Annotated in this window: 10 protein-coding genes and 3 tRNA genes; 2 read left to right on the forward strand and 11 right to left on the reverse strand. The window is 35.7% G+C overall.

The window, feature by feature from the left end; translation table 11 throughout:
- Positions 1–2: 2 nt before the first annotated feature.
- The 7 genes from oadA to topA all read right to left on the reverse strand — a co-directional run bounded on the left by oadA (position 3) and on the right by topA (position 7,043).
- Complete coding sequence (oadA, locus tag B0X80_RS12615) at positions 3–1,778, reverse strand: sodium-extruding oxaloacetate decarboxylase subunit alpha (RefSeq protein ID WP_077340783.1); 1,776 nt, start codon at positions 1,776–1,778, stop codon at positions 3–5.
- 20 nt (positions 1,779–1,798) lie between these two features.
- Positions 1,799–2,062, reverse strand: coding sequence for an OadG family protein (locus tag B0X80_RS12620; RefSeq protein WP_077340785.1), 264 nt, complete (start codon positions 2,060–2,062; stop codon positions 1,799–1,801).
- A 549-nt stretch (positions 2,063–2,611) separates the two neighbouring features.
- Positions 2,612–2,688 (reverse strand) — tRNA-Arg (locus B0X80_RS12625).
- An 85-nt stretch (positions 2,689–2,773) separates the two neighbouring features.
- Positions 2,774–2,850, reverse strand: a tRNA-Arg gene (locus B0X80_RS12630).
- 58 nt (positions 2,851–2,908) lie between these two features.
- Positions 2,909–3,000: transfer RNA gene (locus B0X80_RS12635), tRNA-Ser, on the reverse strand.
- A 150-nt stretch (positions 3,001–3,150) separates the two neighbouring features.
- Positions 3,151–3,342, reverse strand: coding sequence for a carbon storage regulator CsrA (csrA, locus tag B0X80_RS12640; protein ID WP_076419289.1), 192 nt, complete (start codon positions 3,340–3,342; stop codon positions 3,151–3,153).
- 1,028 nt (positions 3,343–4,370) lie between these two features.
- Positions 4,371–7,043 (reverse strand): type I DNA topoisomerase, encoded by a 2,673-nt coding sequence (topA, locus tag B0X80_RS12645; RefSeq protein WP_077340789.1) that lies wholly within the window; start codon positions 7,041–7,043, stop codon positions 4,371–4,373.
- Positions 7,044–7,437: 394 nt separating this feature from the next.
- Here topA and B0X80_RS12650 point away from each other — a divergent pair, with 394 nt between their 5' ends.
- A complete protein-coding gene (locus B0X80_RS12650; RefSeq protein WP_077340791.1) occupies positions 7,438–8,547 on the forward strand; it encodes an arginase family protein in 1,110 nt (369 codons plus the stop codon).
- 84 nt (positions 8,548–8,631) lie between these two features.
- Here B0X80_RS12650 and B0X80_RS12655 read toward each other — a convergent pair whose 3' ends face one another.
- On the reverse strand, positions 8,632–10,911 hold the full coding sequence (locus B0X80_RS12655; protein WP_077340792.1) for an autotransporter outer membrane beta-barrel domain-containing protein: 2,280 nt from the start codon (positions 10,909–10,911) through the stop codon (positions 8,632–8,634).
- Between the two features lie 171 nt (positions 10,912–11,082).
- On the opposite strand from B0X80_RS12655, the gene B0X80_RS12660 reads away from it, so the two are divergent.
- On the forward strand, positions 11,083–12,423 hold the full coding sequence (locus tag B0X80_RS12660; RefSeq protein ID WP_077340793.1) for a dicarboxylate/amino acid:cation symporter: 1,341 nt from the start codon (positions 11,083–11,085) through the stop codon (positions 12,421–12,423).
- A gap of 112 nt (positions 12,424–12,535) precedes the next feature.
- Here B0X80_RS12660 and bamJ read toward each other — a convergent pair whose 3' ends face one another.
- From bamJ to glgB, 3 genes are all read right to left on the reverse strand, one after another.
- Entirely contained in the window at positions 12,536–13,012 is a 477-nt protein-coding gene (gene bamJ / locus B0X80_RS12665; RefSeq protein WP_077340794.1) for a BamJ family beta-barrel-assembly machinery protein, read from the reverse strand.
- A gap of 36 nt (positions 13,013–13,048) precedes the next feature.
- Complete coding sequence (locus B0X80_RS12670) at positions 13,049–14,608, reverse strand: glycogen synthase (protein ID WP_077340795.1); 1,560 nt, start codon at positions 14,606–14,608, stop codon at positions 13,049–13,051.
- Between the two features lie 137 nt (positions 14,609–14,745).
- Positions 14,746–16,968, reverse strand: a complete 2,223-nt coding sequence (gene glgB, locus B0X80_RS12675) for a 1,4-alpha-glucan branching protein GlgB (RefSeq protein WP_077340796.1) — start codon at positions 16,966–16,968, stop codon at positions 14,746–14,748.
- Positions 16,969–16,978 lie beyond the last annotated feature (10 nt).

Raw genomic sequence — 16,978 nt, forward strand, 5'->3', positions numbered from 1 at the left:
ACCTATGCTAAGCTTAGTAAGGTATCGCCAACAGTTACAGAGTCACCCTCTTTAACATGTATAGCAACAATTTCGCCTGCACTTACTGCACGAATTTCTGTTTCCATTTTCATTGCTTCCATCACAATAACAACTTCACCAGCTTCAACCGCTTCACCTTCATTCACTAACACTTTAAAAATGTTACCTGCTAATGGTGCATTTAGTGTTTCTGCAGCACTAACCGATGTTGACTGCTTAAGCATTTCACCACCGGGAGCATGTGAAACACTTTCAAGGCTTCCACCTGGAGCAACAACAACGTCATAAACTTTACCGTCAACACTTACTGCGTAATTCTCAGTAGGCTTATCTTCTTTCGATGCTGGTGCAGAAGCTTTAGCTGATTCTTTAGTAGGAACCGGTTCAAAAGCAGATGGATTGTTACGGTTTTCTAAAAACTTCAAACCAATTTGCGGGAATAATGCATAAGTTAATACATCATCAATTTCATCATCAGCTAGCGTGATTGACTTTTCTTTCGCTAAATTAGATAACTCAATTGATAAAGCGTCCATTTCTGGTTCAATTAAATCAGCAGGACGACATGTAATAGCTTCAGTGCCATCAAGTACTTTAGCTTGTAGCTCAGCATCAACAGGAGAAGCAGTAGCGCCATATTCGCCTTTTAAGATACCAGCAGTTTCTTTTGTAATAGACTTATAACGTTCGCCTGTAAGTACGTTTAGTACGGCTTGTGTTCCAACAATTTGAGATGTTGGAGTAACTAAAGGAATATTACCTAAGTCTTTACGTACACGAGGGATCTCTTTTAATACTTCATCAAATTTATCTGATGCGCCTTGCTCTTTTAATTGGCTTTCCATGTTAGTTAACATGCCACCAGGTACTTGAGCTAGGAGAATACGAGCATCTACACCTTTTAAGCTACCTTCAAATTTTGCATACTTTTCACGTACGCCTCTAAAATATGCAGCAACTTCAGCCATTTTAACTACGTCTAAGCCTGAATCACGTGGCGTACCATCTACAATGGATGCGATAGTTTCTGTTGGTGAATGCCCATAAGTTTGGCTCATTGAAGAAATAGATGTATCAATAACATCAATACCTGCATCAATTGCTTTCATATGTGTTGCAACACTTAAGCCTGTTGTAGCATGACAATGTAATGAAATAGGTAAAGCTACTGTTTCTTTTAATTTAGCAATTAACTCAGCTGCAAAGTAAGGTTTAAGTAAGCCAGACATATCTTTAATACATAAAGAATGTGCTCCCATATCCTCAAGCTTTTTCGCCATAGTTAACCAGCCTTCAAGCGTATGAACAGGACTTTCGGTATAACTTAATGTTCCTTGAGCATGCGCTCCAACTTTTACAGCTGCTTTAATTGATGTTTCTAAGTTACGAACATCATTCATAGCATCAAAAATACGGAAAACGTCAACACCATTTACGTGTGCACGCTCTACAAATTTTTCTACTACGTCATCAGCATAATGACGGTAACCTAAAATGTTTTGTCCACGAAATAACATTTGTTGTTTCGTTTTAGGCATCGCTTTTTTAAGGGCACGAATACGCTCCCAAGGATCTTCACCTAAATAACGAATACATGAGTCGAAAGTTGCTCCACCCCATGACTCGATTGACCAATACCCAATATCATCTAATGTAGAAGCAATGGGTAGCATATCTTCAAGGCGTAATCTTGTCGCTAATAGTGATTGATGACCGTCACGTAAAACGACCTCAGTGATACCTAAAGGCTTTGACATGAATATGCTCCTATCTATTTTTAATTATGTTGACTACGATATTTTGAAACAGCCGAAGATATAGCAGCAACTACACTTGGCGAAACACTATCTGTAGACTTGTTCGAAGCTTTATTAGCTCTCGATGATTTAGTTTGAGGTATAGCATCCGGATATTTAATTGCTAACTTAGCTAATACAGCGTTAATAAACACTACCAATAAACCAAGAAATGCGAAAACAAAAACCATACCGGCAAGCATTAATGTGCCTGCTTCAATAAATAATTCGTTTAGATGTTCCATTTTAGAACCTCAGATCACTCTAAAGATAATTAGAATAATCACTCCAATAACTAAAAACAAATTGTTTTTTCTATTTTCAGAAAAATAACATTTAGTCAATAGCATAAAATACTTAATATTCACTATTATTGATAATTATTCAGAACATAGTATTACAAAAATCGAATTGTATACAATTTAGCGTCAGCATAAACAAGAGCTATAGAGGATAATTTTATTTTTGCATACAATATACATAAGAGGCGTCTGTAGTCATAATTATTCATATTTATATGAATAAAATTTATTATACAAACGACAGCTTTCGTATTAAATACTCATTAAATGGATTAATTAATCAGACAGAACAACTTAACTTACTGTAATAATTTGGGGCGTAGCTATGACATACAACCAATACAACTTATCTGTTCACATCAGTCATCACCCATTAGATAAGATAAATTTTATTATTTTTATAAGCGCTGTACGCATTAATAGACTTGGTATTATTTACTGAATAAATTTTAGGCGAAAAAAAACCAGTCATAAGACTGGTTTTTTTTAAATTGGCGGACGCGGCAGGAGTCGAACCTGCGACCGCCTGGTTCGTAGCCAGGTACTCTATCCAGCTGAGCTACGCGTCCGCAATAAACTTGTTTTATATCTACGTTAAAAGATAAATGATAACCGTATTTACGATCTTTTATATTTAACCACTTAAAGAAAAAGTGGCGGACGCGGCAGGAGTCGAACCTGCGACCGCCTGGTTCGTAGCCAGGTACTCTATCCAGCTGAGCTACGCGTCCGCAATAAACTTATTTTATATCTATGTTTAAGATATCTTTTTCACAACCATTAAAATAATGGCGGAGAGGGAGGGATTCGAACCCTCGATCCGGGATAAACCAGATACTCCCTTAGCAGGGGAGCGCCTTCGGCCACTCGGCCACCTCTCCAATGGACGCGAATATTAATGGATATAAAAAATAAGTCAAACATTTTTTGTAGATTTATTTCTGTTTGGTGAGATTTCAGGCAAGACGTTTAATTTTCAGGCATAAATATACAAAAAGCCGACAACTGTCGGCTTTTAATATTTATCAGAATTAACTATCTGCTGGCTCTGCATTACCTTTTTCAGATTGAATTCTCATATAAATTTCTTCTCGGTGTACTGAAATTTCTTTCGGAGCATTTACACCTATTCTTACTTGATTGCCTTTAACGCCTAAAACAGTAACAGTAACTTCATCACCAATCATAAGAGTTTCGCCTACACGGCGCGTTAATATTAACATATTGATTTCCTTTTTATTTAATTCGGGATCCACTAAAGATTTATAAGCTAGTAATAAATTTAAATTTAGTCTAAAAATTATAATAAAGCACTATATCTATTCAAAAAAACTTTAACTTTTTTATAAAAATGCATTTTAATATTTAAATACCACTAATATATTTAAATATTAAACAATAAAATTAAAGCAGTAATGAAGTACTACATATAATTATTGCGTATATTAACAAGCTTATCGATGCAATAAACAACAAAATTTGTATTTAATGCACATTATTTAATAGTACAGCCCAAAAAAAACACAATATTAACAAAATAAAAACATTTTAATCACAAATTCAATATAACACTTGTGATAACTCGTCATTATTCATTAAAGCCCTCCCCTTATTGAGCAAATTAAAAAGGCTTATCTATTACGCTATTCTTTTCGAAAGATATTTTAGACACAAGATTAAAACTAAAATAATTAGCCATAGAAGAGACGACTTTGAATCAGTATCTTATTTATATAGTGCTTTTTAAACTTAGACTTTGTTGCCTTTATATACCCGTTATCATTCAGGATGCAGGTTTCAGTGAGAACTAAAAACAATTTGGGCACAGATTTCATGTTCCAGACGAAATCTCACATCCATTTATGCAAGGCATTAAGTTTACGTCATGGTTATTCTCGGTAACTGCTCCTGCGTTACCCTAATGTCCTACATCCATGTAGGAACCTGACTAAAGTTAATAACGAAGCATAAATTGTTTTTAGCCCCATCGAAGAAGCACTTGAGCAAAACCACTTCATCAACAATGCTTTTTATAAGGGAACGACGATTATTACAATGCACTGCCTTGAATTGATATCGCTCAAGTGCTCTGAAATAGCCTCTTGATTGGTAACGGGTATAAACCTTTAAACGCTAACCATTTCTATCATAGGCAGCTTAATATCAAATCATATTGGGGAAAAATTAATAGTCATAAAAAAAGCGCCTGAAGGCGCTTTTAAATAAATATAAAGTAATACAACCAGTAAATTTATGCTTTTACAGCTTTTTTAACTTTAGTTTTAGGCTTCGCTTTAGCTTTTACGGCTTTCTTTTTAGCTTCTTCAACCCATTTATTATCAATGTACTTTGCCGTCCAGCCTGTTGCTTTACCGTCAACCTCTGTCATAACATATTGCTCTTTAGTTTTGCGGCTAAATCGAACAATCGCTAAATTACCATCAGGATCTTTGACTGGAGCATCAGCTAAATAATAAAATTTAGATGATATTCTATCTCTGAACCTCAGAAGCTCCTCTACTTTCGGAGCTCTAGTTTCTCGAGATTTAGGGAAAGTATTTGCGGCTAAAAATATTCCAGCAGCGCCATCTCTTAGAACAAAATGTGCATCAGATTTTTCACAAGGCAATTCAGGTAATTGTACTGGGTCTTCTTTCGGCGGCGCAGCTTCACCACTTGCTAAAAGCTTACGTGTATTTTTACATTCGCTATTTGTACAATCAAAGTACTTACCAAATCGACCTGATTTGAGTTCCATTTCAGATTCACAGCGATCACATTCTAAAATAGGCCCTTCATAGCCTTTTATTTTAAATTCGCCCTTTTCAACTTCAATACCATCACATACGGGGTTATTACCACAAACATGTAACTTTCTAGTTTCATCAATAAGATAACTATCCATTGCTGTATTACATTTTTTACAACGATGCATAGCTCTAAGAGCTTCAGTTTCTTGATCTTCAGCTAAAACACTTACCGCTTCTTCACCTGCGGTAAGGTTCATTGTTGTTGTACAACGCTCCTTCGGAGGTAGAGCATAACCAGAACAACCTAAGAAAACTCCGGTTGAAGCGGTTCTAATCCCCATTTTACGACCACACGTTGGACATTCAATATCAGTAAGAACAGGTTCATTATTTCTCATTCCCCCTTCTTCAGTTGGCATATCCGCCACACTTAACTGTTTAGTGAAGTTACTATAAAAATTATTTAGAACATCTTTCCAATTTGCTTTACCACCAGCAACCTCATCAAGCTCTTGTTCCATATTTGCAGTGAAATCATAACTCATTAGATTAACAAAGCTTTCAGACAAACTATCAGTAACAATTTCACCCATTTTTTCAGCATAGAAACGTTTTTTATCTAAACGAACATAACCGCGATCTTGAATGGTAGAGATAATTGATGCGTAGGTAGAAGGTCGACCGATAGAACGTTTTTCTAATTCTTTCACCAATGAAGCTTCACCAAAACGTGCCGGTGGTTTAGTAAAGTGCTGAGAAGGGTTCAGTTGCTCCAAAGTCAGTACTTCACCTACCGATAAGTCAGGTAGGTGTTTATCATCACCTTTAGATAATTGCGGATGAACACGTGTCCAACCATCAAATTGCATTACACGACCTTTAGCTTTTAAATTAAAGGTAGCAGCACCAATGGTTAATGTACTTACGGTGTATCTTGCTGCGGTCATTTGACAAGCAACAAACTGACGCCAAATTAAGTCATAGAGTTTTTTCGCATCTGCTTCAATACCTTCCATAAAGGCAGACTCCATCTTCACATTTGATGGGCGTATCGCTTCATGCGCTTCTTGTGCGTTGCCTTTACTGCTATATAGTTTTGCTTTTTCTGGTAAATAATTTTCACCAAAAGTATCGGCAATATAACCTCTACACATTTCAACAGCATCTTTACTTAAGTTGGTTGAATCTGTACGCATATAGGTTATATGACCGGCTTCATATAAACGTTGTGCTAAGCCCATAGTACGCTTAACACCAAAACCTAATTTAGTACTTGCTGCTTGTTGCAATGTTGAAGTAATAAAAGGTGCTGATGGCGTACTTTTTGACGGCTTGTCTTCTCGCTTATCAACAGTGTAAGTCGCATCATTTAAAACAGCTAAAGCTTTATCTGTATCTGCCTTATTAGTTGGCTTAAACGCTTTACCATTGTTATGAGTTACATCTAATTCAAAATCTAACCCTGTTTTAGTTTTAGTATCTGCAGTAATTTCCCAAAACTCTTCAGGAACAAATGCTTTAATTTCACGTTCTTTTTCTACAACTAACTTAACAGCTACAGATTGAACACGCCCAGCAGAAAGACCACGAGCTACTTTCTTCCACAGTAACGGGCTTACCATAAAACCAACAACACGATCTAAAAAGCGACGAGCTTGTTGAGCATTAACACCCGGCATACTTAATTCGCCTGGTGTTGAAAAAGCTTGCTGTATTGCGTTTTCAGTTATTTCATTAAAAACAACGCGCTTAAATTTGTCGTCGCTACCACCAATTATTTCTTTTAAATGCCACGCGATTGCTTCTCCCTCGCGATCCAAATCGGTTGCGAGATATATGGTATCAGCAGTGCTGGCTAATTTAGTAAGTTCACTAACGACTTTTTCTTTACCTGGAAGTATTTGATAATTAGCTTCCCAATCTTTATCAGGATTAATCCCCATTCGATTAACTAAAGCTTCTTTATCTCTTTTTTCTTTATATTTAGCTTTGGCTGCGGGTGTCATTTTACGAACTTCAGCAGGAGACTTTGCAGGAACTTTTTTACCCGTACTTCCATGGGGTAAATCACGTACATGACCTACACTAGATTTTACAATAAAGTCTTTACCAAGGTATTTGTTAATTGTCTTCGCTTTGGCTGGTGATTCGACAATTACCAGAGATTTTCCCATATGATTTTACATTCCTAGTCACTAATTGAACTAAATCAATTAGGTATTATATAGAGTTAAAACTGTTCAATAATTAGGCGAGCAACCAATATATGAGAACAATTCACAATAAAATTGATGATTTAAGTGTTATTTACTATTAGATATATCTGCAATTATACAAAGTAACAAGCAAATATTATGATTATATTCGCCTGCGCTAATGCTTTTAGCTATAATGTTTAAGTAATTTCTGGCGTAATCATAATCGACTTTTATAAAAAAAATAAGGGTTAATGAAAATAATCATTAATTAATTTTCTATTACAGCCCTTAAAAAACAATGAATCGCCGCATTCCTCCAAAATTTTTACTTTTATAGATTTATAATTAATACAACATAGTGAGATTTCACATGACTACATCATGGCTAAATTTAAAAAATAAATTTACGCATTGTTTATGTCCTCCTGGAAATGGAGTATTTACAGTAAACACGGCAAAAGAACGAAAAGAACAACTACATCAATCACTTTTTGGACAAACAGAAAATATTGAACAACTATGGACTTCATCTTTAGATAATTTACCTTCTTCATCTAACGCTGTTATTTTAGGTATAGCTTCAGATTGTGGCGGCGGTATATTAAGGGGAGCGAATTGGGGACCTTTATTTGTTCGCGCAACATTATTAGAGCAATACAACGAATTAAATGCTTTTGATCTAGGTGACGTCAGGGTTATTCCGCACTTATTACACGATAAATACTTAAATGAAGCCACCATTTCAAATTGCCGAAAAGCATTATATAAAGATGAAAATAGTGAATATCCTGTTAGCCCTTTAACCATCACCGAAGATGTATTACACGATTTTTATGCTGAATTCCCTAAAAAAGGCATATTTGGTATTGGTGGCGATCATTCAGTAAGTTACCCGCTCACTAAAGCCTATTTACAAGCTAAAAAGAAACAAGGTATACGAGCAGCAATTATTCACTTTGATGCCCATACAGACCTACTAGTGGAACGCTTAGGTATAGATTTGTGTTTTGGATCATGGTGTACACACATACTTGACGATTTACATGACCACAGTCATTTAATTCAAGTGGGTATTCGCTCAAGTGGAAAACCAAAGTCTCATTGGGAAAGTACCTTTGGCGTGAAACAACATTGGTCTCATGAAATAAAAGAAAATGGTGTTGAAAATATCATTGAAAATATTTTAAAACAGCTAAAAGATGAAAACATTGATGAGCTATACGTAAGTTTTGATATTGACGCACTTGATGCATCTATTGCATCGGCTACAGGTACTCCAGAACCCGATGGTATGGATATGAAAGACACAATGCAGATACTACGTTCATTAGGTCAAAAGTATCCAATTACTGGTGCTGACATGATGGAAATAGCTCCATTTACCGATAGCTCTGGACTAGGTGAAGAAAGCAGAAACAAAACATTAACAGCGTGTGCTGAGATATCCGAATTTTTGATTGAAGAGATGTCGAAAACCTAATTTATAACTTTTTAAGGCTATATTTAGAACAATAAAAAAAGCTCCTTGAGGAGCTTTTTTTATTGTTTGTTTTCACAAAAAATTTTAATCGGGGATATTACAATCCAAAGCTCGACCAAAGGGACTGTTTAAACCTATACTTGAAGTAGGAGGAGTAACATCTTCATCCAGAATATCTTCAGCTGATGTCGATAATGTAAATGTTGTCTTAGTTTGACTTTCGGTGCCATTAACTTTCGCTGAAACAATTAAGTCTATATCAGCCCAACTACCATTACTTTGAGGATAAAGAATATCAATAATGGCTTTACCTTGATCATCAGTAATTATATTTCCATCAGCAGAAACAACATTCGTTGGTGTTAACTTTCCATCACCATTTATATCCTCTCCCAAATCCAAAATGCCATTAATATTAAAATCTTCATTTATGCATTTATGTTTACTTGTATAGGTTGTTGGTAAACTATTACCAGAAGTTACCTCTCCGACAGCGACCCAGCTTAAAAATGTACCTGCAGCATCATAAGCACGTGCCCAATGACCTTTATAATAAGCATTGGCGACAGCTGACACTGTTAATTCGACATTTTCAACAGGTGTAGAATCAACATCTGTAACAAATACACTAAACTGCTTGTTATAATTTGTAATATCTATTTCTTCAATAGTATTACCTGTACCTAAAGTAATAAATAACTCCCTATCTGCTACTGTTAACGTTACTGTATCATTTACCGTTGGAGTATCTGTCACCACAGCGTTTATCGAAACCGCATCTTGGGCTGATACGGTATTTGAGGTATATAATGTTGATGCACTACCATTACTATCTGTAACAGCCGTTGCAGGAGATATTTCTCCTCCAGTTACATCATCTAAGTTAAACTTAATAACCTTGTTTTTAACTAAATTACCATCGATATCTTTCACAACAACAGAAATAATAGACGTTTGTCCATTAGGACCTATTGAATGAGGCGAAGCCTGAGCAACAATTGTGCTTGCTGTTTCCGCAACAAACTCAAGTTCTAATTGATTATTTAAAGCAATATCTCCATCTATGCCACTAAATGTAACTAGAGATTTACCTGCATTGTTAGAAGTTAAACTTGTTGATACTTTACCATCAACAGTTCTTGCAGAGGTTGAAGATAAGTTTCCTCTTGTTGCTGTAAAATTAACTAACGTCCCATCAGGCACTATTACACCATTGCGTAACCAAGTTAAAGTAATAGTAGCTGTTTTCGATAACAACACATCAGGTATAGAGTCTAAATCTTGTGTTGTTAGATTGATATTTGTTCCGTTACCATCATTAAATGAAGAGAACAAGAAGGAATCTGCTTGAACAGCAACGTGTTGCGTTGCAGATGCACCTAACGCACTAGCAGTAATGGAGTTAGAGCCTCCAGTTGTACCTGTAACTGAAACAGTCGCTTGGCCTGTAGGACCTGTATTAACACTTTCAGGCAGAGTGATCAATGCACTACCTGAATTTGAAGTAGATAAAGTTACTAACGTATTTTTAATACTTTCTCCATCTGAATGGATTACTCTTACAATAAAATCATTTGAATCATTGATAGCTAGAGAAGAAGAACCTGTTAATTGCACCCTAGTTCCTACAACTTGAACATCAACAGAATCAGAAAATTGTGCTGTTGTTGCAGTTACAGTAATAATTCGATTAGAAGGATCACCAGATGTTTTAAGGATAGCTGTTGCTTTTCCATCAGGCCCTGTAACTCCATCTATAATTTCGATTTCACCAGAACTGGCAGCAAAAGTTATAGAAACATCTTCTAATAAATTATTAGCCTCATTTTTAGCAATAGCCGACAAGGTAATCTCCTGTGCACCACTTGAAGCAATTTGTTGACTGCTTGCAAATAAAGATATATTAGATACATCAGGTGTTGTACCTGTATTTGCGTCACCCGCACTATTAAAAGAAAGGGTGCGAATAATTTCTTCATCTAATATAGATATTGTCGCACTAACCTGCCCTGCACCAGCAGTTCCACCAGCATTTAGTATCATGGTAGCAATACCATCAGTCCCTGTTACACTAGTACCTAAAGAAGGAGTAAAATGAGCTAAAACATCAGCGCCTTCATTTAATAAAAAGGTCACAAATACATTTTGTAATGGTTCACCGTTTTTTAGAACAGTAGCATTAATAGTTGCAGGGCTGGCATCTGATATATTTTGATCTGATATAGCCAAAGACATTGTAATGACATCTTTATTCTCTGGTTCTTCTGGATCTGGAGTCGTAGTTCCAAAACCACCTTCACCACCACCACAGGCCACTAACGTAAAAAGTAGTATGATTAAACTAAAGCGTTGAAGTAGCGCCATAAAAAGCATCTCCCTGGTAAATTTTTATTATCAACTTTGCCATCTTAACTGAAAAAACACAAAAAGGTCACTACCTTATTAAAAAAACTGACAATTGTTGGCTTTTTAATAATAACTTTTGCTGTTAGTCTTACAGGATTATCTCCTATCAATAAAAAGTAATTTTAAATTATGACAAATAAACCTTCTTCAAGCCTTACTACACGTATTGTAATTGCTATGATTGCTGGTATTTCAGTGGGCTCATTTTTACAGTGGTTAATGCCAGATCAATCAGACGTGGTTGTTCCTCTTTATTTGTTTGACCTATCTATTAGAGGGTTGTTGGTTGACGGTGTATTTGAAGTTGTTGGCAAAGTATTTGTTGCCAGCTTACAAATGCTTGTGGTTCCTTTGGTATTTGTTTCACTAATTTGTGGCACATGCTCACTAAAAGATACGACAAAACTTGGTCGTATTGGTGGTAAAGCCATAGCCTTATATTTAATAACTACCGCGGTTGCAATTAGTTTTGCGATGTCGTTAGCTTTATTTATTAGCCCTGGCGAAGGCGTAAATATGGTAGCCAATACAACATTTGAGAGTAGAGAGGCACCATCACTTGCCCAAGTACTTATTCAAATGTTTCCAAGTAATCCTTTCCAAGCTTTCGCTCAAGGCAATATGCTACAAGTTATCGTATTTGCATTACTTTTTGGTATTTCCATTGCATTATCAGGTAAAGCAGGTGAAAGAGTAGCAAGTCTATTTGAAGATTTTAGTGTTGTGATAATGCGCTTAGTTACCGTATTGATGAACATTGCTCCTTATGGTGTATTTTGTCTGTTAGCTGGCTTATTTACCGATGTATCTATAGAAACCTTTGGTAATTTAATTAAATATTTTTTAGTGGTTTTTGTTGCATTGGTTTTACATGCTACAGTCACCTACCCTGTATTGTTAAAAGCATTAACCGGATTAAATCCTCTTATTTTCTTAAGAAAAATGCGTAATACCGCAATTTTTGCTTTTTCAACATCAAGTAGTAATGCAACGCTTCCTATTACAATGGAAACTGCCACAAAAAAAATGGGGGTTAAAAACTCTATCGCTTCTTTTACCGTACCTTTAGGCGCAACTATTAATATGGATGGCACCGCTATTATGCAGGGTGTTGCTACCGTATTTATCGCACAAGTGTTTAATGTTGATTTAACTCTTTCCGATTACTTAATGGTTATTCTTACCGCAACGCTAGCCTCTATTGGTACTGCTGGTGTACCAGGTGTAGGATTAATTATGCTTGCCATGGTACTTGATCAAGTGGGTTTACCTGTTGAAGGTATTGGCTTAATTATAGGCGTTGATAGGCTGCTAGATATGACTAGAACAGCTGTAAATGTAACAGGCGATAGTATGGTTACTTTAATTGTGGGGAAATCTGAAAATCAATTTGATGAAGAGGTATATAACGATCTTAATGCGGGTCAAAAAATTGAAGATATTGATTTTAGTGATTTAAAACATAATTAATCTACATTTTAATAAACCGATACTTACCAGCTACGACAACTATTATACAAATAAAAAGGGAGATAACTTAATTGAGTTATCTCCCTTTCTTTTAAAGATATTTTTACAGCGTTTATTCGTTAATACCCAATAATTCAACTTCAAATATTAAAGTAGAAGCAGGTGTTATTTTTCCTGCGGAGCGGTTGCCGTAAGCTAAATACGATGGTATAAAGAATTTAAATTTATCACCTACTACCATTAACTGAACACCTTCAGTCCAACCTTTTATCACTTGATTTAAACCAAAGCTTATTGGTTGATTACGATCTACAGAGCTGTCAAATACTGTCCCATTTAGTAAAGTTCCATGATAGTGTACTTTTACTTTGTCAGAACTTTTAGGGTGTATAGTACCCTCACCTTTGTTTAATACTATGTATTGTAAACCAGAGTCTGTTTCAATAACGCCTTCTACATTTCTATTATTATTTAAAAAAGTCTCGCCTTCTTGCTTATTTAAATTCGCAGCTTCTTTATTGGTATTAGAGCGAAAATAAAATAAAACAACAATCACTAGAATAACAACAACTACAATAACTTTACCCATAATTTAATATTTACCTTTAATGTATTTTTTAAAATTTTATTGATATAAATCTGATATATAACGTTTAGCTGAATCGCTCCATAAAAATCGTGTTTTACTCGCGTTATCCGATATTTCTTTATATTTTTTAGGCTCTTTAAGACATAAAGATAATGTGTTTTTAAAGCAACTAATCATATTCGTTGCTTGGTTAAATTGTGTATCACCATCAAATAAAAAACCATTTTCATGATCTTTTATTGTATCGGTTAAACCGCCTACACTATGAGCGATACAAGGTTGCCCCGCACGCATAGATAACATTTGGCTAATACCACATGGCTCAAAAGAGCTTGGCATCATAAACAAATCGCCCATGTTATAAATAGCTTCAGATAAGGTTTCAGAATAGCCTTTTAAAAAGATGAAGTTTGAATTTCTCCCTGCGGTTTGAGTTAAAAACTGCTCAAACCCAGCATCACCACTGCCTAATAAAAGAAAAATTCCTTTATCGCCTAATTCGTTCAATATGTGCTGTAGTGCTGATTGACCATCTGCCATTTGTTGTTGCAACAATAATACTTTTTGATTGGTAATTCGGCCAACAGACGTCATGATGAAAGGACGTTTAGCTACTTTTTTAGAGGTTAACTTGCCTAATCTTGTCGATGCAATTAAATGAGCACTCGCTAAAACGGCTTGATTACCCGCCCATTTTAATACCTCGTTTTCGCAAAATGAAAAAAAGTGATTTAATGATAAAGCCTTTCGCTTTGAATCATCGTATTCACAACCATTTAAAATACCAAACAGACGGTTTTCATTCGAGGCTCTTTGTAAATCATTTTCTAAACCTTCCCCACCAAAAAAACCTTGTTCATAGTTACTTGGTTTAACAATTTCTTTCGTGTAATTCGGTGATACCGCATGCACTTTATCGCATAAATTAATTGCAGCTCTCATAGGATTAAAACAATGATGATAACTAGGGTCATTAATCACATTTACATCGTAATTAAGGTGTGGAAACCAAGCTTCTAAAGACGACTCATCTCCCAATAAAGGACGAATACCTTGTAGTGCAAGGTTATGAATCGTGTATGTTGTTCTTATATGTTTAAGGGCTTCATACTGAGGATCATACGATCGTAAAACAGATAAAACCGCGGTATGCCAATCGTGTAAATGCAATACATCTATTGGCCCAAAAACATGAGCTATTATTGCCTGTCCTACTGCTGCATTAAATAAAGCAAATTTAGTTGCATCGGTAGCGAAAGGTCGATTATTAGGATCATCACAATAAACACTACCAACACCGCAGCTTGAAAATAAAGGGTGATGAGCTATCCATTGAGTTACATTTTTATCGCTGTTTTCTACTGTATATTTATAAAAACTAACTTCTTGCGATTCTCCCGCAAACATCACGGTAACACTTTGTATAAATTCTGCTTTGTCTACTTCATGTAATATTCCATAATTTGGCATAACAACATTTACTTGTTCGCCTTCGGCAGCTAATGCTTTTGGCATGTCTCTTACAACATCGCCTATACCGCCAACTTTACCGCCAGGTAATGCATCATTTTCAGCCGACACCATTAATATATTCATGAACCACCTTTGAAACTAATGAGTAATCACCAACTTTTAGCTAGGATTAATAATTTGAATTTTATCTAAAAAATAGAAACACATTTTAGGTTTATTTAATATTAATTTAAAACCTAAAATGTGGATTATACAGGGTTTTACGCTTTTTGAATTTCAAATACTACAGTTGATAAAGGGGGAATAGAAACCTCTATATAATGATCTCTACCATTATACTCGCCTCGTTGAGATTCAATAATAGGCGCGTTCTTAACATTACTACCACCGTAAATAGCATTATCAGAGTTTAAACGTTCAATATAACGACCTGCATTTGGCACACCTATTTTGTAACACTCATAGGTTGAAGGAGTCATATTAACCATCACAAGCACTAATGCCTCACCTTGTGTGCCTTTACGTAAATAAACGAGTATAGATTCTGAAGCATTTTCTGAAATCAACCATTCAAAACCATTACCATCACAATCTAACTCATGTAGAGCCGGTGTTGTTTTATAAAGTGTATTCAAATCCCTTACTAAGGTTTGAACACCTTTGTGTGGTTCATATTCAAGTAAGTGCCAATCTAAGCTTTGATCGTGATTCCACTCATCATGTTGTGCAAACTCACAGCCCATAAAAAGGAGTTTTTTACCTGGATGCGTCCACATAAAACCATAATAAGCACGCAAGTTAGCAAATTTTTGCCAATCATCGCCCGGCATTTTTTGTAGTAAAGAGCCTTTACCATGAACCACCTCATCATGACTTAACGGCAATATAAAGTTTTCACTAAAGCCGTAAACCAAACCAAAAGTGAGTTCATTATGATGATGTTGACGATAAATAGGATCTCTTTCCATATACTTTAAAGTATCGTTCATCCAGCCCATGTTCCACTTAAAACCGAAACCTAAGCCGTTTTCACTTACTGGTTTTGAAACCCCTGGCCAAGCGGTTGATTCTTCAGCCACCATCATAACGCCAGGATAATTGAAGTAAGCTCGACTATTTACTTGTTTCAATAATTCGATTGCTTCTAAATTCTCTCTACCACCATGAATATTAGGTAACCATTCATCCGCCTCTCGGCTGTAATCAAGATAAAGCATAGAAGCAACTGCATCGACTCTTAAACCGTCAATATGAAATTGATCTAACCAATAAAGCGCATTACTAATAAGGTAACTAACAACTTCTGCTCGTCCATAGTTGTATATTAAGGTTTTCCAGTCTGGATGAAAGCCTTTACGTAAATCTTCATGTTCATATAAACAACTGCCATCAAATTTCCCTAAACCGTGAATATCTGTTGGAAAATGTCCTGGCACCCAATCAAGCAATACGGCAATATTTTGTTTATGGCAACAATCAACGAAATATTTAAAGTCTTCAGGTGAGCCAAATCGACAAGTAGGAGAAAACATTCCAATAGGCTGATATCCCCAAGAACCATCAAATGGATATTCGCTTACTGGCATCATTTGTACATGTGTAAACCCCATATAAGCGACATAAGGAACTAATTGTTCAGCTAAATCTCGATACGTTAAGTATTCGTTATATTCTCCACCTTTACGACGCCATGAACCTAAATGCACTTCGTAAATAGAAACAGGGCCGTGATATTGGTCAATATCCGTAGACCTTTTTTCCATCCACTCACTATCTTGCCATTGATAAAGACTTTTATTGACTGTTACCGAGGCATTTTGAGGTGCATGTTGCATTTGAAAAGCATAAGGGTCGGCTTTTAAAGGTAAAACTTCTCCAAATTTACTTACAATCTCATATTTATAATTAACGTCGCCTTTAACGTTTGGGATAAATATATCCCAGACTCCGCCACCGGGATGCTTTCGCATTACGTGACAACGACCATCCCAAAAATTAAAATCACCTACAACAGATACTCTTTTTGCGTCAGGAGCCCATACAACAAAATGAGTCCCCTCTACACTATCAATTGCTTTAGAATGAGCCCCCATCCATCGATAAGCTTGCTCATGAGTTCCTTCACCAAATAAGTAAAGATCATCATTTTCAAGTAAAGAAGGAAAACGATAAGGATCATCAATTATCAGTTCAGAAGACTCATAAGTCACTTCAAGTTGATAATTCAAGCTATTTTCCGTGCTCTCAATATAACCTTCAAACAAACCAGAAGGCTCTATCATTGATAACGAAAAAATCTTTTCTCGACTCGTTTTATCAATAACATCAACAGCTAATGCTGTAGGTAAAAAACTTCTAATGATTAATCCACTTTTATCAGGATGATGATGCACTCCTAAAATAGAAAATACATCTTCGTGCTTACCTGAAACTAAGGCGTTAATTTCTTCTTGACTCAAAATACTCAACGCTTTTTTATTCATTTAGCTTACC

This window comes from Pseudocolwellia agarivorans, assembly GCF_002000085.1.
GTDB lineage: Bacteria > Pseudomonadota > Gammaproteobacteria > Enterobacterales > Alteromonadaceae > Pseudocolwellia > Pseudocolwellia agarivorans.